The organism is Pantoea rwandensis (genome assembly GCF_002095475.1).
GTDB classification, from domain to species: domain Bacteria; phylum Pseudomonadota; class Gammaproteobacteria; order Enterobacterales; family Enterobacteriaceae; genus Pantoea; species Pantoea rwandensis.
Genome location: NZ_MLFR01000004.1, coordinates 22,270 through 41,117 on the forward strand (window position 1 = coordinate 22,270; position 18,848 = coordinate 41,117).

The 18,848-nt window shown below is 55.3% G+C and carries 22 protein-coding genes and 2 pseudogenes; 13 read left to right on the forward strand and 11 right to left on the reverse strand.

Translation table 11 applies throughout. The features are described 5' to 3' along the window. Nucleotides 1-19 precede the first annotated feature (19 nt). The 8 genes and pseudogenes from HA51_RS06455 to fliE form a co-directional block, all read right to left on the reverse strand. The gene (locus HA51_RS06455) at nt 20-427 is read right to left on the reverse strand and encodes a flagellar protein FlhE (RefSeq protein ID WP_245840180.1); all 408 of its coding nucleotides are present in this window, start codon (nt 425-427) and stop codon (nt 20-22) included. Then, entirely contained in the window at nt 427-2,514 is a 2,088-nt protein-coding gene (gene flhA, locus HA51_RS06460; protein ID WP_084933403.1) for a flagellar biosynthesis protein FlhA, read from the reverse strand. Before flhA ends, HA51_RS06455 begins: the two co-directional genes overlap by 1 nt. Further along, nucleotides 2,507-3,657 (reverse strand): annotated as a pseudogene (gene flhB / locus HA51_RS06465) (flagellar biosynthesis protein FlhB). Before flhB ends, flhA begins: the two are co-directional and overlap by 8 nt. A 6-nt stretch (nt 3,658-3,663) precedes the next feature. Further along, nucleotides 3,664-4,302, reverse strand: coding sequence for a protein phosphatase CheZ (locus HA51_RS06470; protein WP_084933406.1), 639 nt, complete (start codon nt 4,300-4,302; stop codon nt 3,664-3,666). A gap of 5 nt (nt 4,303-4,307) precedes the next feature. Then, nucleotides 4,308-4,694 carry a chemotaxis response regulator CheY gene (gene cheY, locus HA51_RS06475; RefSeq protein ID WP_084933408.1) on the reverse strand — a complete coding sequence of 129 codons (387 nt, stop codon included), beginning with the start codon at nt 4,692-4,694 and terminating at the stop codon, nt 4,308-4,310. Nucleotides 4,695-4,716: 22 nt separating this feature from the next. Continuing rightward, a complete protein-coding gene (locus HA51_RS06480; protein ID WP_084933410.1) occupies nt 4,717-5,772 on the reverse strand; it encodes a protein-glutamate methylesterase/protein-glutamine glutaminase in 1,056 nt (351 codons plus the stop codon). Then, entirely contained in the window at nt 5,769-6,614 is an 846-nt protein-coding gene (locus HA51_RS06485; RefSeq protein ID WP_084933924.1) for a CheR family methyltransferase, read from the reverse strand. The genes HA51_RS06480 and HA51_RS06485 overlap by 4 nt, the downstream gene beginning before the upstream one ends. Before the next feature lie 12 nt (nt 6,615-6,626). Next, a complete protein-coding gene (gene fliE, locus HA51_RS06490) occupies nt 6,627-6,938 on the reverse strand; it encodes a flagellar hook-basal body complex protein FliE (RefSeq protein ID WP_084933412.1) in 312 nt (103 codons plus the stop codon). 183 nt (nt 6,939-7,121) lie between these two features. Between fliE and fliF the strand changes: the two genes are divergently transcribed. The 13 genes and pseudogenes from fliF to fliR all read left to right on the forward strand — a co-directional run bounded on the left by fliF (nt 7,122) and on the right by fliR (nt 17,348). Further along, nucleotides 7,122-8,771, forward strand: a complete 1,650-nt coding sequence (gene fliF, locus HA51_RS06495) for a flagellar basal-body MS-ring/collar protein FliF (protein ID WP_084933414.1) — start codon at nt 7,122-7,124, stop codon at nt 8,769-8,771. Further along, nucleotides 8,768-9,754: a flagellar motor switch protein FliG gene (gene fliG, locus HA51_RS06500; protein ID WP_084933417.1), complete on the forward strand. Its 987-nt coding sequence runs from the start codon at nt 8,768-8,770 to the stop codon at nt 9,752-9,754. The genes fliF and fliG overlap by 4 nt, the downstream gene beginning before the upstream one ends. Then, entirely contained in the window at nt 9,741-10,433 is a 693-nt protein-coding gene (locus HA51_RS06505) for a flagellar assembly protein FliH (protein ID WP_084933418.1), read from the forward strand. Before fliG ends, HA51_RS06505 begins: the two co-directional genes overlap by 14 nt. Nucleotides 10,434-10,441: 8 nt before the next feature. After that, nucleotides 10,442-11,793, forward strand: a pseudogene (locus tag HA51_RS06510) (FliI/YscN family ATPase). Nucleotides 11,794-11,813: 20 nt separating this feature from the next. Further along, nucleotides 11,814-12,245, forward strand: coding sequence for a flagellar export protein FliJ (fliJ, locus tag HA51_RS06515; RefSeq protein WP_211282914.1), 432 nt, complete (start codon nt 11,814-11,816; stop codon nt 12,243-12,245). Continuing rightward, nucleotides 12,242-13,240, forward strand: coding sequence for a flagellar hook-length control protein FliK (locus HA51_RS06520; RefSeq protein ID WP_084933426.1), 999 nt, complete (start codon nt 12,242-12,244; stop codon nt 13,238-13,240). The genes fliJ and HA51_RS06520 overlap by 4 nt, the downstream gene beginning before the upstream one ends. Before the next feature lie 174 nt (nt 13,241-13,414). After that, the gene (locus tag HA51_RS06525) at nt 13,415-13,903 is read left to right on the forward strand and encodes a flagellar basal body-associated FliL family protein (protein ID WP_169718772.1); all 489 of its coding nucleotides are present in this window, start codon (nt 13,415-13,417) and stop codon (nt 13,901-13,903) included. 5 nt (nt 13,904-13,908) lie between these two features. Then, the gene (gene fliM, locus HA51_RS06530; protein ID WP_084933429.1) at nt 13,909-14,919 is read left to right on the forward strand and encodes a flagellar motor switch protein FliM; all 1,011 of its coding nucleotides are present in this window, start codon (nt 13,909-13,911) and stop codon (nt 14,917-14,919) included. After that, nucleotides 14,909-15,280 (forward strand): flagellar motor switch protein FliN, encoded by a 372-nt coding sequence (fliN, locus tag HA51_RS06535; protein ID WP_084933432.1) that lies wholly within the window; start codon nt 14,909-14,911, stop codon nt 15,278-15,280. Before fliM ends, fliN begins: the two co-directional genes overlap by 11 nt. Then, the gene (fliO, locus tag HA51_RS06540) at nt 15,280-15,561 is read left to right on the forward strand and encodes a flagellar biosynthetic protein FliO (protein WP_084933437.1); all 282 of its coding nucleotides are present in this window, start codon (nt 15,280-15,282) and stop codon (nt 15,559-15,561) included. Before fliN ends, fliO begins: the two co-directional genes overlap by 1 nt. Then, nucleotides 15,558-16,289: a flagellar type III secretion system pore protein FliP gene (gene fliP, locus HA51_RS06545; RefSeq protein WP_084933442.1), complete on the forward strand. Its 732-nt coding sequence runs from the start codon at nt 15,558-15,560 to the stop codon at nt 16,287-16,289. Before fliO ends, fliP begins: the two co-directional genes overlap by 4 nt. 10 nt (nt 16,290-16,299) lie before the next feature. After that, the gene (fliQ, locus tag HA51_RS06550; RefSeq protein ID WP_084933444.1) at nt 16,300-16,569 is read left to right on the forward strand and encodes a flagellar biosynthesis protein FliQ; all 270 of its coding nucleotides are present in this window, start codon (nt 16,300-16,302) and stop codon (nt 16,567-16,569) included. A 2-nt stretch (nt 16,570-16,571) separates the two neighbouring features. Beyond that, on the forward strand, nt 16,572-17,348 hold the full coding sequence (gene fliR / locus HA51_RS06555; protein WP_084933447.1) for a flagellar biosynthetic protein FliR: 777 nt from the start codon (nt 16,572-16,574) through the stop codon (nt 17,346-17,348). Between the two features lie 78 nt (nt 17,349-17,426). Here fliR and HA51_RS06560 read toward each other — a convergent pair whose 3' ends face one another. Genes HA51_RS06560 through HA51_RS06570 form a run of 3 tightly spaced genes read right to left on the reverse strand, consistent with a single transcriptional unit; the run spans nt 17,427 to nt 18,599 of the window. Next, nucleotides 17,427-17,951 (reverse strand): hypothetical protein, encoded by a 525-nt coding sequence (locus HA51_RS06560; protein ID WP_084933450.1) that lies wholly within the window; start codon nt 17,949-17,951, stop codon nt 17,427-17,429. Beyond that, complete coding sequence (locus HA51_RS06565) at nt 17,917-18,177, reverse strand: hypothetical protein (protein WP_084933453.1); 261 nt, start codon at nt 18,175-18,177, stop codon at nt 17,917-17,919. The genes HA51_RS06560 and HA51_RS06565 overlap by 35 nt, the downstream gene beginning before the upstream one ends. A 5-nt stretch (nt 18,178-18,182) precedes the next feature. Beyond that, nucleotides 18,183-18,599: a winged helix-turn-helix domain-containing protein gene (locus HA51_RS06570; RefSeq protein ID WP_245840181.1), complete on the reverse strand. Its 417-nt coding sequence runs from the start codon at nt 18,597-18,599 to the stop codon at nt 18,183-18,185. Nucleotides 18,600-18,848 lie beyond the last annotated feature (249 nt).

An 18,848-nucleotide genomic window follows, 5' to 3' on the forward strand; every position in this document is an offset into this window, starting at 1 on the left:
TGTTAGGCCAAGATAATGCTCACCTCACCCGATACCCCAGCGTCACCTGATTGCTCAATATCGTCACTGATGGCGCAATCGCGCCGCGCACTGTTGAAACATATTCAAACCACAGCGGCCCACCCGCCGGGAAGCCGACGGGCAGGGCCATTTCACCGTTTAATCCCGACAAACGCACACAGCGATTGCCGCCGCATACCTGCACCCGAAATCCCATCGGTACGTTTCCATCTGTCGTGATGCGCCATGCCAGTGTGGCTGCGATAGCGCCTTGCGGCGGTGCGACATCGGGCTGCACCGGGCGGCTTTTGAGGGTCTGCTTACCTTGTGACAGCATGCCGCCGAAACTGCTGCTGCTCCATGAACCGTCTGCGGCCAATGCCAGCGGGGAGAGCATCAGCAACCCGCACCACATCCAGCTTCGCATCAGGCTTTACCGCCAATCAGCCATGTCATCCGCACATTGCGCTGGCTGCTGATCTCCTGACTTGAGAGCACCGCCATTTGCGGGAACATTCGCCTGAGATAACGAGACAGCATCAGACGCAGCGCCGGATTGACTAACAGCACCGGCGGCGCACCCAATCCGTCTTGGTGCATCAGTGCCTGCTCAGTCTGCTTCATCAGGCTCTCGGCAATACCCGGCTCAATGGCGCTACCACTTTGCGTGGCTTGCACCAACAGCTGCTCCAGTGACAGGTCCAAACCGATAACCTGTATATCCACGTCACCGGGGAACCATTGCTGGGTGATAGCACGTGACAAGCGGGCGCGCACACGTGCCGTCAGCTCATCGGCATCGCTATTCGCGGTGGCAAATTCCGCCAGCGTATCGATGATGGTGCGCATATCGCGGATCGCCACACGCTCCGATAACAGGTTTTGCAGCACCTTATGCAGCGTAGTCAGGCTGATCACTGCTGGGATCAGATCTTCCACCAGTTTTGGCGCATGCTTGGTAAGTTGATCCAGCAACTGCTGCGCTTCCTGGCGACCAAACAGCTCTTCAATGTGGCTGGCGATCAGATGATTAAGATGGGTGGCGACCACTGAACTGGGATCGACCACCGTATAGCCCAACGTCTGGGCCAGCTCACGTTGTACTTCATCGATCCACAATGCGGGTAGGCCAAAGGTCGGTTCTTTGCAGGGCGTGCCTGGCACATCACCTTCGGCGCAGCCGGGATCGATCGCCATCCAACGATCGGGTTGGATCTCGCCATGGCCGATCTCCACGCCTTTTAACAGAATCCGGTAATGCGTGGGCGCCAGATCGAGGTTATCGCGGATATGCACCGCAGGCGGCAAGAAGCCCATCTGCTGCGCGAATTTTTTGCGAATACCCCGCACGCGGTTGAGCAACTGGCCTTGCTGCTCTTGATCGACCATCGGAATCAACCGATAGCCCACTTCCAGCCCCAGTTCATCTTCCATCTGTACGTCAGACCAACTGGCCTCATTCACCTGCGCAGTTTCCGACTCAACGCGCGCGTGAACGGCGCCCGTCGAGGATTTTTGTGCATCTTCACGGCCTCGCAACCACCAAGCCAGTCCGAGCAATAGGGTAGTGAACAGCAGAAAGACCAGGTTCGGCATGCCGGGAATCAGGCCCAACAAGCCAATGACGGCGGCCGAAAGCAGCAACACGCGTGAAGAGGTGAACAGCTGGTCCACCATCTGTTCGCCAACATCTTGGTCGTTAACTACGCGGGTCACCACCACACCTGCCGCAGTGGAGATCACCAGGCTCGGGATCTGCGCCACTAAACCATCGCCAATGGTCAGCAGGGTGTAGGTTTCACCCGCCATACCCACTGACATGTCGTGCTGCATGACGCCGATGATCAAGCCACCGATGATATTGATCGCCATGATCATCAATCCGGCAATCGCATCACCACGAACAAATTTACTGGCACCATCCATCGAACCGTAGAAATCCGCCTCCTGCGTCACCTCTTTACGGCGTCGCTTGGCTTCCTCTTCACCGATCAGGCCCGCATTGAGATCGGCGTCGATCGCCATCTGCTTGCCGGGCATCCCATCGAGGGTGAAACGCGCGCCTACCTCCGCGATACGCCCCGCGCCTTTGGTGATAACCATAAAGTTTATGATGATCAAAATGATAAATACGATGATGCCAATCGCGAAGTTGCCACCCACCAAGAAGTGACCAAAGGCTTCGACTACTTGGCCTGCCGCATCGGCACCGGTATGGCCCTGCATCAGGATCACGCGCGTAGAGGCCACATTTAACGCCAGCCGCAGCAGCGTTGAGAACAGCAACACCGTCGGAAACGCTGAGAACTCCAGCGTCTTTTGCGTGAACATCGCGACCAGCAGGATCATGATCGACAGCACGATATTGAAGGTAAACAGCAGGTCCAGCACAAAAGTCGGAAGTGGCAGGATCATCATCGCCAGGATGGTCATGATCAATACTGGCCCAGCCAGCAGCTGCCACTGCGTCTCTCTCAAGGTGGGCAAACGTAGTTTTGTGGCGATATTAGCCATCACTCTCACTCTCTTGGGCAAAATCCAGCGTTACGGGAACCGGCAGATGGGTCGGGCTTGATGGACGGGTGCCATACCCCTTGCGCCAGCGGCGCAGGCCATAAACCCAGGCCAGCACTTCTGCCACGGCGTTATACAGTTCGATGGGGACCGGCGCGCCGGTCTCACAGTGGCGATACAGGCGCGCGCCAGCGGTGGGGCATCCAGCATGGGAACGCCATTCTCGGCGGCCAGCTCGCGAATGCGCAGGGCAATCAGGCCGCTGCCTTTCGCGACTACTACGGGCGCGCCCATGCTGCCTTCCTGATATTTGAGTGCCACCGAATAGTGCGTGGGGTTATTGACCACCACATCAGCGGTTGGGACGTCAATCATCATGCGGCGTTGGGCCATCTGACGCTGCAATTGACGGATACGACCTTTCAACAGCGGGTCGCCTTCCTGCTTTTTAAATTCGTCTTTAACGTCCTGTCGGCTCATGCGGAGCTTTTTCCAGTTGCTCCATAATTGATAAATCACGTCAAACATCACCATCGGGATCAGCGACAGGATGATGGCGAGCATGCAGAACATCAGTAATTGACTGATGTCTCGCAACGCCATGTTCAGCGGTTCATCGATCAAGCCGATCAGCTGATGTTTGCTCAGCATCAGGAACAGACCGCCGCCGACCGCGGCCAGCAGCACTTTGAGAATGGCTTTCACCATCTCTGAGATCATTTGTGAAGAGAACAGACGTTTAAGGCCCGACAGGGGGTTCAGTTTTTTGGCATTGAACTTGAGCGCTTTACTGCTGAGGTTCAGGCCGCCGATGATCACTGGCGCCGTCAGCGCAGTGAGATAGAGGCCGGCGACCAGCGGCAGCAACGCCAGAAAAGCGATACCGAGCAGCGATCCGGCTTGATCCAGCATATGCTGTGGATCGCGGACCAGCAGGCGATCAAACGCCAGGCCGTTATGCAGCAGATGCTGCAACGAGCGCGCCAGATGATGACCTCCCACCACCATCATTCCCCAACCCACCAGCAGCATGGCAAGGGTCGTCAGCTCGCGGGATCGCGGAACCTGGCCCTCTTCACGCGACTTTTTGATACGTTCGGGTGTGGGGTCTTCTGTTTTCTCGTTATCACTTTGCTCAGACATGGCGCATCAGAAACCCAATGATTGCAGCAGATCGTCAACCTGCTCCTGCGAAGCCGCAATGCCTTGCGCGGTGGTGTCGATCTGTGGGCCATTCTTCAGCTGCACTTCTCCCTGATCCTCAATGGGTTCGCGATCGCCCATGTTTTCCACCAGGACGCTGATCAGCTCTTTTTCAATGGTGTCGATCAGCTGCATCAGACTTTGCAGCACCTGACCGGTGAGATCCTGAAAATCCTGCGCCATCATGATCTCAGTGAGCTGAGCGTTGGTCTGCTGGGTCATCTCTGGCACGCCCTGCAAATATGCGCGCGTGTCCTGCACCAGTTCACGCGCCCGATCAAGAGGCTGGGGATCGGCAAACCAGCCATCCCAGCGATGGCTGAGCACCGCGGCATTCTCACTCAACGCCAATTGAAGCGGACGGGCGGCCTCTACGCTGGTCAAGGCGCGGTCGGCTGCCTGAGAGGTTTTACTCACCACGTAACGCAGACGATCGCGCGTGTTGGGAAAGGTATCCGCCACCTCAATGATGGTCTGCTCCAGACCCATGCTGGCCATGCTATTGCGCAGCAGGCGGGTAAGCTGGCCAATGCGTATAAACAGGTCTTTCGGGTTATCACTCTGTATATCCGGTGGTGAGCTCATGGCAGTTACCCCAACTTTTCAAAGATTTTGCCGAGCTTCTCTTCCAGCGTGGCAGCGGTGAAAGGCTTCACGATGTAGCCATTGGCACCGGCTTGCGCGGCAGCAATGATGTTTTCGCGCTTGGCTTCGGCAGTCACCATTAACACCGGCAGCTTGGCCATCACTGCATCGCTGCGAATCGCTTTTAACAGTTCCAGCCCATCCAGATTTGGCATGTTCCAGTCACTGACCACGAAGTCGAACTCGGCGGCGCGCAGTTTGTTGAGGGCGTCGTGACCGTCTTCTGCCTCTTCAATATTGTGATAGCCGAGGTCTTGCAGCAGGTTACGGACAATGCGTCGCATGGTGGCAAAGTCATCCACCACCAGAAAACGCAGGTTTTTATCTGACATCTGAGTGCTCTCCTGAACCGGCTTAATCGGCTCGCTTTCGTTGTAGGTTGTTGTTGAAACTGTCGAGTAGGCGCTGGCTCACCACGTCCAAATCCACCACCTCGCAAGCGGCATCCAGCGCAATAGCTTCACGTGGCATACCGAACACCACGCAGCTCGCTTCGTTCTGTGCCAGTGTCCAGGCTCCGGCCTGGCGCAGGGTGAGTAAACCGCGTGCACCGTCGTTACCCATGCCGGTCAGGATGGCAGCGCTGGCGAATTTCCCTGCCTGCTGTGCGACGGAATCGAACAGCACATCGACAGAAGGGCGATGGCGATTAACGGGCGCGTTTTCGTCGATATGCACCTCATAACCTCTGCTGCGTCGCACCAAGGTCATGTGGCGATCGCCGGGAGCGATCAGGGCATTTCCGGGCATCAGCGGTTCGCCATGCTCGGCTTCTCGTACGGCTATCTGGCACAGCGTATCCATGCGCTGGGCGAACGAACGGGTAAAACCGGCGGGCATATGCTGCGCGATAACGATGCCAGGGCTGCTCACGGGCATCTGTGTCAGCACGCAGCGCAGCGCTTCGGTGCCGCCAGTGGAAGCACCGATGGCGATCACTTGGGTGATATCGGTTTTAATGCCAGGTAACACGGCTCCCAAGGTGGGGCTGTTCAGGTAGCGATTGGGATTGGCTTTCGCAGCACCGCGGATTTTGTCGGCCAGCAGTCCACCCCATACCGCCAGATCGCCGGGGATCTGGTTGCCCGGTTTTGGAATAAAATCGACAGCGCCCTGCTCCAAAGCATTCAGCGTGGCGCTCGAACCGCGCGTGGTCATGCTGGAAATCATGATCACCGGCATCGGGCGTAACCGCATCAACCGGCTGAGAAAGTCCAGTCCATCCATTCGCGGCATATCGATATCCAGCGTCAGCACGTCTGGGTTGAGCTGTTTGATCAGGTCGCGAGCAATTAACGGATCGGGCGCGGTGGCAACCATCTCCATATCGGCCTGCTGGTTAACGATGGCATTAAGCATGTTGCGCATTAATGCCGAATCATCCACTGCCATCACGCGTATCCGTTTCAACGTAAATCCTCCATGCGTTCGTATACTGATTGCCCACGCAGCCTGAGCGGCAGCGCGGGATGATTGAAATGTTCGGAATGGCCGACAAACAGCAAACCGCCGGGTTTCAGCAAACGGGCGAAGCGTTCGAGCAAGCGCAACTGGGTTGTGGCATCGAAATAAATCATCACGTTGCGGCAAAAGATGGCATCGAACGGCTGCGACAGCGGCCAGTGCTCATCCAGCAGGTTAATCTGCTGATACTGAATACTTGCCAGCAGTGCCGGCTTCACTTTGACGTTCGCGTAATGCTCACCCGCGCCGCGCAGGAAATAGTGACGCTTCTGCGCTTGGGTGAGCATTTGAATGTCACGCAGCCGATAAATGCCTGTCTGTGCTTTCGCTAACACTTCGGTGTCGATGTCAGAGGCCCAGACGCGCGTTCCAGCGCCGAGTACCTCATCCAACGTCATCGCAATCGAGCAGGGCTCTTCGCCTGTCGCGGCAGCGGTACACCACACGCGGTAATCCTTTGGGCGTAGACGGGCATGCTCCGCCAGGATCGGAAAATGATGTGACTCGCGAAAAAACGACGTCAGATTGGTGGTCAAGGCATTGATAAAGACTTGCCACTCCGGGTGCTCAGGATGGGATTCCAGCAGAGCCGCATACTGCGAGAACGTCGTCAGGTTGAGTTCTCGCACCCGTCGAGAGAGGCGATTGAATATCATCTCTTTTTTTTGCACATTAACGACGATGCCCGCTCGCGCATAAATAAGCTTTGCCAGTCGCGCTAATTCGCACTCATTTAAACATAACATTCCCGGTAATAAGCGTGCAGTGATGGGGGTAATTTCACGCATAGCCATCTGGCCTTATACCGGGGTGTTCATTATTTCCTGATAAGCGCCCACTATTTTATTTTTCATTTGCATACCAAAACTAAAAGAAATAGACGATTTTTGCATGGATAACATCACATCGTTTAATCCGATGTCGCTACTGCCAGACATCCACTGCTGGGTTTTATTTTTGGCCTCTATTTGCGTTTTATTTATCTCATTGATGCTGTTCATTAAGGTATCAGAGAACGAAGTGGCGTCTTGGCGAATTGAGGGCTGCCCAGCAACCTGTTGTGCCTGGGATTGAATTTGATCGAGTACGCCGCGCAATAAAGTCACTGACATGTGGCACATCCTGATATAAGTCATGGTCGATGTTGGCAGAATATCATTTGCATCGGGATGAGATAAAATCCAATAAGCCCGCACAACTTTTACCTTATTGCGCATTAAAATAAATTTATTTCAGTTAATAATGTTGGCCTGAATATTCCTGATGACTCAATACTCTTTTTACAGGAAGGCGGCATGAGTGCCACATTAAAGGATTTAAACCACCATCCGGCCGCACAAATAAAGTCCGCGCTATTATCGTTGCGTACCAGCCCGAAGCTGCTTTTTGTTATTGCAGCTGCGGCAACGCTCTCGGTGATCATCGCGCTGGTTCTGTGGGCCAACCAACAAAATTACCGCATTTTATTCAGCAGCGTCAGTGATGAAGACGGCGGTGCCATCGTGGCACAGCTGACTCAACTCAATGTGCCTTACCGCATTGATGTGTCGAGTGGCGTGATTCGCGTGCCGGATGGGCTGGTACATGAGGCGCGCATGAAGCTGGCCCAGCTTGGCTTACCCAAGGGGGGCGCGGTGGGTTTTGAACTGCTGGATCAGGAAAAGTTTGGTATCAGCCAGTTTAGCGAGCAGGTGAATTTCCAGCGGGCATTAGAGGGCGAACTCTCGCGGACCATTGAGAATCTTGGTCCGATCCAGTCAGCGCGTGTGCATTTGGCGGTGCCCAAACCGTCGATGTTCGTGCGAGACAAGAAACAGCCGACGGCGTCTGTCAGCGTCAATCTGGTCAAAGGACGCACACTCGATGACGCCCAGGTGGTGGCGATTACCCACCTGGTTGCCAGCGCGGTCACGGATCTGGCCGCTGAAAACGTCACGATAGTCGATCAGCGCGGCAATCTACTGACCCAGAGCGGCATGCGGGGTTTGCAAACCTCACAGCTTAAATACACCAACGACATTGAGCGTGACTATCAGCAGCGCATTCAACGCATGCTGGCCCCGTTGGTGGGGGAAAACAATGTGCGTGCCCAGGTCACGGCGCAGATTGATTTTACCCAGCTTGAGCAAACGCAAGAGCAGTATCAGCCGAATGCCGATCCACAAAAAATGGCGATCCGCAGCCGTCAGGCCAGCCAGACGGAGCAGGGCAATCAGCGCGGCGTGGGCGGCGTCCCTGGCGCGCTCAGCCATCAACCACCGACGCCCGCTACCGCGCCGATAACCCAGCCCTTGGGTTCAGGAGAAGCACAACGCCCCGCAGGCCAGCCGTATAACAACCGCAGCGATGAGACCACCAACTTTGAACTCGATCGTACGCTCATTCACAGCAAATCCAGTCTGGGTCGTATTGAGCGCCTCTCCGTTGCGGTGGTGATTAATCATCTGCCACAGGGCGATGAGGGCAGTGTTACCGCCATGAGCGAAGAGCAGCTGTCACGTATCAACACCTTAGTGCAGGAGGCGATTGGCTATCGCGCGGCACGTGGTGACAGCATCAACATCATGCACGCGCCCTTCAATGGTGTGGTTGAAGAGTCTGCGCCTCCTCTTTGGCAGCAGGCCAGCTTCCATACGCTGCTGATGAACCTGTTCCGCTATCTGGTGATTGCGATCATCGCTTGGGTGATGTGGCGCAAGCTGGTGCAACCCAGCTGGGAACGCCACCAGCAGACCCGACTGCGTGAGATGGAAATGGAAAAAGAGGCGCGAGAAGACGCGCTGGCAGCCAAAAAGCACGCGGCTGAAAACGATGCTCGCTCTCGCGCCCAGCAGCGCATCAACACGGAACTCAGCACGCAGCAGCTGCGTGAAATGGCACAGCAGGAACCACGGGTGATTGCGCTGGTGATTCGACAGTGGATGAACAAGGAGGTGCGGCAGTGAATGCGGCAGAAAAGAGCGCCATTGTGATGCTGACGCTGGGTGATGAGCTGGCGGCAGAAGTTTTCAAGCATTTGAATGCGCATGAAGTGAAGCAGATCGGCGGTTCCATGGTCAACATGGCCGGTTTTACCCATAACCAGATGGCCGCCGTGTTGCAGGAGTTTGAAAATGACTCCAGTGAATACGCGGCGCTCAGCCTTAATACCAATGAATATCTGCGCAGTGTGCTGGTGAAAGCGTTGGGGGAAGATCGTGCCAGTTCCTTGCTGGAAGACCTGCTGGATACACAGCAGGGCAGCAATGGGATGGAGACGCTCAACTTTATGGAGCCGCAATCGGTGTTTGATCTGATTCGCGAAGAGCACCCGCAGATCATCGCCACCATCCTGGTGCACCTCAAGCGCAATCAGGCCGCCGACGTATTGGGTAAGTTCGAAGATCGCGAGCGCAACGACATTATGTTGCGTATCGCCACCTTTGGCGGGGTGCAGCCCGCAGCTTTGCAGGAGCTGACTGAAGTGCTGAATAACCTGCTCAATGGGCAAAATATTAAACGCAGCAAAATGGGTGGCGTGCGCCCTGCGGCAGAAATCCTCAATCTGATGAAGACACAGCAGGAGACGTCCGCCATTGAAGCGGTGCGTGAGTATGATCAGGAGCTGGCACAGAAACTGATCGACGAGATGTTCCTGTTTGAAAATCTTATTGAGATGGAAGATCGCCATATCCAGCGCTTGCTGCAAGAGATTGAAAACGAAACGCTGCTGATTGCGCTGAAAGGGGCGGATGAAGCACTGCGCACCAAGTTCCTTGCCAATATGTCGCGCCGTCAGGCGGAGCTGATCCTCGACGATCTTGCCTCGCGTGGGCCGGTGCGTTTGTCACAAGTGGAAGCCGAGCAGAAAACCATTCTTAACATCGTGCGTAAGCTGGCGGAAGCGGGTGAGATTGTGATTGGAGGCAGCGACGATGCCTACGTCTGATCGCACACCTTGGCGCAGCTGGCAGCCAGACAACTTGCTGCATGAAACGCCAGAAGTCCCACCTGAGACCGACAACACGTCCAATGATGCACAGCAACAAGCTGAATGGGCACGGCTGCGCAAACAGGCGGAGCAGCAGGGCTTTAACCAAGGGGTAAAGCAGGGTGAAGAAGCAGGTCATCAGCAAGGTTATGAGGCCGGCTGGCGCGAAGGTCATGAAGCAGGGATCGCGCAGGGAATGGAACAGGCCAGCACACAGCAGCAGGCCAAGCTGCGCGAGGCGGAGAGCTGGCTGCAGAACTTCACGCTGGCGATGGCAAACCTCGATAGCCTGATTCCTGGCCGCCTGGTGCAACTGGCGCTCACCGCCGTGCAGCAACTTTACGGCAGCAATTCCCTGGTGGATCACCACAGGCTGCTGCAACAGATCCGCGATTTACTGCAGCAGGATGCCTTACTGCACGGCAATCTCCAGCTGTATGTGCATCCCGATGATTTTGCCGTGGTTGAGCAAGCACTGACCGAAGGACTGATGCAGGCGGGATGGCAATTGCACAGCGATGCACAACTCTCTCCCGGAGGTTGCCGGATAACATCGGCAGACAGCGAGTTTGATGCCAGCGTGGAAACACGCTGGCAGGCGCTGTGCCAACTGATGCGCAAGGAGATCAACTCGTGAGCCAGCAACTGCGGCAGTGGCTCAACGCCTTGGATGATATTGAAAGCAAAATCGCGTCGGTGCCGGTGTTTCGGCAATACGGCAAACTGACGCGAGCCACTGGTCTGGTGATGGAAGCGGTCGGGCTGGTTTTACCGATCGGCGCACTGTGCCGGGTGGAACGGCAAACTCTGCAGGGTAAAGCGGCTGTTGACAGCGAAGTGGTGGGGTTCAACGGGCATACGCTCTACCTGATGCCGCTGGAGCAGGTGGATGGCATGGTGCCCGGCGCACGCGTATACGCGCCTGATGGCGACAGCTGTGGCGGTAAACAGCTCCCGCTCGGGCCGCAGTTACTGGGACGTGTGCTGGATGCTCAAGGACATCCGCTTGATGGGGGCGCCATGCTGGGTAAACCGCTGGCGAATTTAGTCACGACCTCACTCAATCCGCTGCATCGCGATCCGATCAAAACCGTGCTGGATGTCGGCGTACAGGCGATTAACGGCCTGCTGACCGTGGGGCGTGGGCAGCGTATGGGACTGTTTGCGGGTTCGGGCGCGGTAAAAGTGTGCTGCTGGGCATGATGGCGCGTTTCACCAATGCTGATGTGATTGTGGTCGGCCTGATTGGTGAACGTGGGCGTGAAGTGAAAGATTTTATTGAAAATATTCTCGGTGAAGCGGGGCGCGAGCGGGCAGTTGTCGTCGCCGCACCTGCTGATGTTTCCCCTATTCTGCGTATGCAGGGCGCGGTGTATGCCACGCGGATTGCAGAAGATTTCCGCGATCGCGGTTTAAACGTTTTGCTGATCATGGATTCCCTGACGCGCTATGCCATGGCTCAGCGAGAAATTGCGTTAGCCATCGGTGAACCTCCCGCCACCAAAGGCTACCCGCCTTCGGTGTTTGCACGCCTTCCTGCGCTGGTCGAACGTGCCGGTAACGGCGTGGCGGGAGGAGGATCGATCACCGCGTTCTATACCGTTTTGACGGAAGGCGACGATCAACAAGATCCCATCGCGGATGCAGCACGCGCGATTCTTGACGGCCATATCGTGTTATCGCGCCGTCTGGCGGAGGGCGGCCACTATCCCGCGATCGACATTGAGGCATCGATCAGCCGCGCCATGACTGAGCTGATCCCGCATGTGCAGTTCCGCAAGATTCAACGCTTCAGACAACTTCTGGCCTGCTATCAACGTAACCGCGATTTGGTCAGCGTGGGCGCGTACGTAAAGGGCAGTGATGCCTTGCTCGACCAGGCAATCGAACGCTTTCCCGCCCTGGAGGCATTTTTGCTACAGGCCATCCACCAACGCAACCGTTATGACGATGCGACAGCAGCGCTGACGAAGTTATTTCCTGACATCACGGAGTGACGATGAGCAACCCCAATCCGATGGTTATGCTGCGCGACAGAGCAGAAGAGACACTCAGCGCAACGACGCAAGCGCTGGGGACAGTGCAGCAGAGCCTGCAGCAGGCGATGGCGCAGCATCAGCAGCTACAAAGCTATCAGTGTGAATACCAGCAGTCATTGCGTCAGGGGATGACGGGGGAAGGCATGTCGGTGGCACATCTGATCAATCATCAGGCGTTTATTGTGTCGCTGGGTCAGGTGGTTAAACAGCATGAGAGCCAGATTGATCGCTGTGAACAAGCGGTTGATCGGGCTAAGCGGCGCTGGGTCGATGACAAACAGCGGCTGAATGCCTTCGACACGCTACTGGAACGGCGGCAAGGTGTGCAGGCGTTACAGGAAATACGCCGTGAGCAGAAGTTGATGGATGAGTGTGCCCAGCGAGTGAGTCAAAGGCGTGTGCGCCCATGAAAATCGATCTTACGGCACTTTTTAGCGGGAAACTGCTTACCTTACTGCACCCCCAGGTGCCGAACGGCAGAGGGTTTACTGAACTCATGCAGGAAAAACAGCAGGCTAACGAGCTGGGGAGTGACGTGCCGATGATAACGCAAGATCTGCCCCTGGCACTCCCGCTGCCACCACCGGCTATCGAGTTGTCACCCGCTATCCAGTCGGCGCTGATATCTGCCATCCAGCCGCTGCCGGCCTCCGCGCCCGATACTGCGTCAGTGCAGCCAGTCACTGAACCGCGTCAACACAATCCGCAGTGGCAGCTACAGCAGTTAGTGATCCAGCACGCCGCCGCACCTGAATCGTCTCCCCAAGTGCCCGTCACCTCTGGTGTGCCACCATTGACGGCAGCCGTTCACCCAGAGCCGCCGCCCGTCACTGCTGTAGTAGCTGAAGGGATGCCAGTCGCTAGCATCGAAGGGGGTGCTGAGCCGGTTCAGTCAGTCCCGAGTAGTCTGCTGGCGAGCACGTCCGGTTTGCGCCCCTCGCCAACCCCATCGCTGATTGCCACCGCCGTCATCCATCAGCCACCGCAGTCACCGCAATGGCCGCAGGAGGTCAGCCAGCACATCGTTACGTTGAGTCGCAACGGTGTGCACAATGCGGAAATCCGCCTGCATCCCGAGAGCTTAGGTTCACTGCAGATTTCCCTGCGCGTGCAGCATGAGCAGGCGCAAATTCACATTGTGAGCGAACATGCGGTGGTGCGCCATGCGATGGAACAGGCATTGCCGCAGCTGCGAGCGGCGTTGGCCGAGACGGGTATGCAGCTGGCGCAGGCAAACATCAGTGGGGATAGCGCGAATGCGCATACTGGCGATCGGCGGGGTACGCCTCAGCCACAACAGCCCCCGTCTGAAACCCAAGATCATCATGGTGATGAAGATGAATCCGTGAATACCGTATTAACGCCACTACCAGGTAATAGCAGTGCAATTAATACCTTTGTATAAAGAGGTTAATTAGCGTCAGAAGTGAATCGACATTGGTTAATTTAATTAACATTGAAAGCGTTATAATAAAAACGATTCGTGGCGGCGTCATTATTGTTCGTATTTTTATATGACCAATAGATAGCAAGGTTGCGGGAACACTCTATTTTAAAAGTACCTCTGAGCATATTCATTATGGATGAAGAAAATAATCATAAGACAAAGCGTAACCGCCTGCGATCAATCCTTATTATTCTGCTGGTTCTGGCGGTCATTGCTGGAGCAGGTGTAGCGGGGTATCTGTTTTGGCAAAGTAAAATGGCGCAGCCTCCTGAAGAGGGTGAGCAAGTGGTGGTAGCAAAAGTCGAACCCGTTTATGTGCCTTTTAATACTTTCACAGTGAGTTTAAAACCGACCGATGATGAATTCGATCGCGTGCTGTATTTGGGTATCACGGTGAGTTTTACGGAATCGGATTCCGTCGCGACGTTGACAAAATTTATGCCGGAATATCGCAGTCGCCTGTTTATGTTATTTACGCAGCAGACTTATGAAGGCTTATCGACGGATGAAGGAAAAAGTCAGCTGATTAGCCGTATTCAACATGAACTCAGTCAGCCCTTGGCACATCAGCAGATGATTATGCCCGCTGAGGTGTTAATTAATGAATTTATTCTGCGGTAATCATTATGTCTGATAGCTTTTTGTCTCAGGATGAAATTGATCGCTTGCTGAATGCCGACAGTGACAACAGCGAAGCGCAGCAGGGCGAAGCCGAAGCGCCGGGTATCACGCCCTATGATCCCCACACGCAGCGCCGCGTGATCCGTGAGCGTCTGCATTCGCTGGAGATCATCAACGAACGCTTCGCCCGTCAGTTCCGCATGGGGCTGTTTAATCTGCTGCGCCGTGGCCCAGACGTTACTGCCGGGAATATTCAGATTCAGTCATACCACGAGTTTGCGCGCAATTTACCGGTGCCAACCAACCTGAATTTGATCCATTTACACCCGTTACGCGGCACGTCGTTGATGGCGTTTTCACCGGGGCTGGTATTTATGGCCGTCGATAATCTGTTTGGCGGCGATGGACGGTTTCCCACCAAAGCCGATGGTCGCGAATTCACGCCAACTGAACAGCGCGTGATTCATCGCATGCTCAGTATGGCGCGCGAAGCCTATGAGTTCGCCTGGAGCACCATCTTCAGCATCAAAACCGAATACATCCGCTCCGAGATGCAAGTGAAGTTTACCAATATCACCTCATCGCCCAATGATGTGGTGGTCACCACGCCGTTTTCGATTGAGATCGGCTCGCATCGTGGTGAATTCAATATTTGTATCCCCTTCAGCACCATCGAGCCGCTGCGTGAGCTGTTAAGTAATCCACCGATGAGCCACACCCGCAGCGAAGATGCCAACTGGCGCGGCATGCTGGCGAGCCAAATGCGTGAAACCCAGCTTGAGGTCGTGGCAACGATGACCGAAATGGAAACCCGGCTTTCCCGCGTCATGAGCATGAAGCAAGGCGATGTGCTGACCTTCGACAAACAAGAACGTATTACCGCCAGCGCGGGCGGCGTGCCGATTTTTACCGCGCAGTATGGCGCCGTTAACAACCAATATGCACTCAAGGTTGAGCAGATGGTTCAGCCCGCATTGTCATCATTAAGCAAGGAGCCACTTCCCCATGAGCGATAACCCTACATCGACGAATGCCGAAGACCCGTCTATCGACAATCTTTGGGGAGACGCACTGAACGAGCAGCAAACCTCCACTAGCGCGATGGCACCAGAAGTTGAAGATCTCAGCCTTATCATGGATATCCCGGTCAAAATGAGCGTGGAGCTGGGGCGCACGAAAATGACCATCAAAGAGCTGCTGCGTTTAAGCCAGGGCTCGGTGGTGGCGCTGGATGGCCTGGCCGGTGAGCCGCTGGATATTCTGATCAATGGCTATTTGATTGCCCAAGGTGAAGTGGTGGTGGTGTCGGACAAATTCGGTATACGCATCACTGAGATCATCACGCCCTCTGAACGCATGCATCGCCTGAGCCGCTAATGAAGGCACTCCTTCCAGATGAATCAGGGTTGATGACGCTGATCGGTGCGCTGGCCTGCGTGCTGCTGCTGATGGTGGCGCTTGCCTGGTGTGCCCGGCGCAGTGGCTGGGTACAGCGTTTCCAGCGCAGTCAACAAAGCATCCATGTACTGACCAGCGTTTCGCTTGGCGCGCGTGCAAAGGTGGTGCTGGTGGATGTGGGTGAACATCGGTTTTTGTTGGGGGTCACCGCCAGCCAGATTACGTGCCTCAGTCGGGAAAAAGTCGAGGGCGATGCATGACGGGCCGGATCTTGTTCGCGCTGCTGCTGTGGCTTGTCGCGAGCAGTGCAGGTGCCGCAAACAGTGACATCGTGCTGGCACGCCCCACCGAGGCGGCCGGATGGACGTTACCGCTGCAAACCCTGGTGCTGCTGAGTAGCTTCGCCTTTATTCCCGGCATCTTGCTGATGATGACCGGGTTCACCCGCATCGTGATCGTGCTGGGGTTACTGCGCAATGCACTGGGCACGCCAACTGCACCGCCGAATCAGGTGCTGATAGGCTTGGCGCTGTTTCTCACCTTTTATGTGATGTCGCCAGTGTTGAGCCAAATCTACCAGACGGCGTGGCAGCCGCTGCAAAGCAACAGCATCACCATGGAACAGGCGTTGACTGAAGGGGTTAAGCCGCTGCGTGCGTTTATGCTCGATCAGACGCGGGAAAGTGACCTGGCGCTGTTTGCCGGTATCGCCAAAATCGACATGATCGAGGGGCCGGAAGCGGTGCCGCTGCGCATCCTGGTGCCCGCGTTTGTCACCAGCGAACTGAAAACCGCCTTCCAGATCGGCTTCACCATTTTTATCCCGTTTTTAATCATAGACTTAGTTGTCGCCAGCATTCTGATGGCGCTGGGGATGATGATGGTACCGCCCACCACTATCGCACTACCGTTCAAGCTGATGCTCTTTGTGCTGGTGGATGGTTGGCAGCTGCTGTTGGGTTCACTGGCACAGAGTTTCTATAGCTAAGGGATAAGTGATGACACCAGAAAGCGTCATGATGCTAGGGATGCAGGCGATTAAGGTCGGCTTGATGATCGCGGGCCCGTTGTTACTCGCCGCACTGGTGACGGGACTGGCTATCAGCATTATGCAGGCCGCGACTCAGATCAATGAAATGACCATGACCTTTATCCCCAAAATCCTGATGATCGTCGGCGTGGCGGTCCTGCTTGGCCCCTGGATGCTGAAAATTTTCATTGAGTATGTGCGCACGGTATTTATTAGTCTTCCTTACGTGATCGGCTAATCATGCTGGCGTTGGCTCCCGAGTTGCTTGCTGCACATCTCAGCCACACTTTTTTTATTATGGTGCGTGTGGGGGTACTGCTGTTTGTCGCCCCCATCTTTAGCGAGAAAGTAATCAGTAAACGGTTACGCGCGGGGCTGGCCTTGCTGATTGCCTTACTGATTGCTCCCTCTGTTCCTGAGAGCCAGGTGTCACTGATGTCGTGGAGCGCAGTCTGGCTGCTGGTCAAACAAGCCATGATTGGCGCCGCGCTCGGACTCACGCTGCAGCTGCTGTTCGCCGCAGTGCGACTGTGCGGGGAGATCGTTGGCATGCAGATGGGACTCTCTTTCGCCACCTTCTTTGATCCCAATAGCGGTAACACGCCGGTGATTTCGCGCTTTCTCAACCTTCTGGCGATGCTGCTGTTTCTCAGCGTTAATGGGCACCTGTGGCTGTTGGCCTTACTGGCAGAGAGCTTTGTCACCTTACCTGTGAATGCCGATCCATTGCATGCTGGAGGTTTGCTGAATGTGGTGAGTCTGGCGGGGATAATTTTCAGCCAGGGGCTGATAATGGGATTGCCCATCATCACACTTCTGCTGTGCATCAATATGGCGCTGGGGTTATTGAATCGTTTAACGCCTCAGCTCTCGATCTTTGTGGTGGGTTTTCCTCTGACGCTGGGCGTTGGCATGCTGGCGCTGTTTCTCATCGCGGATACGTTACCGCCATTCTTTATGCGGCTGATGGCAAGCATGTTTGCCGAGATGGAACAGTTGCTGGTGGCGCTGTGGTAACGGCGCCATCCCGTCCATGCTGTCGCAGCGCAATTTATTTCGCATTGGCCTTTCCAGCACGCGCTATTAAACGCGTCGCTATCTGATGCAAATGTTTCGCATCACGCTTTCTGTGCCGGTGGCCAGCACCTTGCCGTTAAGCAGGAACAAGGCAATCACGCTGACATCACCCACTCGGAGATGCGGAAAAACATACTCCTGAACGACGTCATCGCTACTTCTGTCGCCCAAGCCACGGCTATGGTGGGTGACATAAAGCTTTAACAGGTTGTGATGAGACAAGCCACTAAACCAGACGGCCCGATGAATCGGGGTGATGGGCGCGATACGCTCCCCTTCAACAAAGTGGGACAGCGTGCCGAGATAGCTCATATGCCCAGAATGGACGCCATCACGGTAACTGCGATACACCCCTTTGATCAGTATCCACTCGCGCTCACTTTTGATGTCATAAAACGTCAGCGGAAAACTGCACTGCGCATACTGCGAAGTGATGACCCACCAGCGTCCAAATACGCTTATCAGCGCCAGCAAAACACCACAGAAAAATAGCCCGAGGGGCGGTAATTTAATTAACGCGGAAATAGTAGGATTCACAGGCATTGTTGTCTTCCTGTAACGGTTGTTGGCAGGCAATCACGCCCTGATGGTGTTGGGAACTGGCGACACCCAGCGTGATATACAACTCTTTGGCGGCAGGCTGATCGGGACCTAAAACATAGCGGGTGTAGGTTCGCAGCGTGGCTTCAATCAGCTCATGTTGGGTTTGCTTGTTTTTGGGTACCCATACCCGGCTCTCAGCAGGGGTGGCCTCACCTTGCCAAGTCACAAAGTCTATTTTTTAGGCGTGAGCAGAAAAAGATGTTGTGCGATTAACGCGGTGACCACACCGGCGGCAATACCGCCTGCGGTGATCAACCCGGCGCGTTTCCAACGATAAGGCTGAGGTTCGGGCGCGAGCAGGGAAAGTGGCAAAGGAAAAGGAATGGGCACGGCAGGGACAGCATCGCGCACCATCAAGCGATATCCGCTGCGTGTCACGGCCAGCAACGTGACCTGTTGATCAAGCTCCAGTGCCGCCAGCGCACGACGCAGTTTACTGATCATCACACGGACGCTGTTTTCGGTGGCAGCAAAACCCACATGGCGCCAGCCGATATCCATGAGCTGTTCTTGGGACAGGACTTCACCCTGTGCTTCAACCAGGGCATACAGACAGAGCGCGGCGCTGGCCGGAAGCACCACAGACATCCCATCATCATTGCGTATCAGGAGACGCGTACGCCGGTTGACAGTAGCCGATAAACCGAGAGGGATCGTATTGTTCATGTCGGATTTTTTTATTCAGGGTAATGTTTGGGTCGATCGTTAATCTTTTAAATGCAAGTGATCGATCCCCTGTAAGGCGGCTTAAGAGTGCCAGATTTTGTTTGTGAATCAGGCTTTATTTTTCACTTAACGCGCCAAAAGCCTTCTAATCATTAAGGTTATTTATTCGAT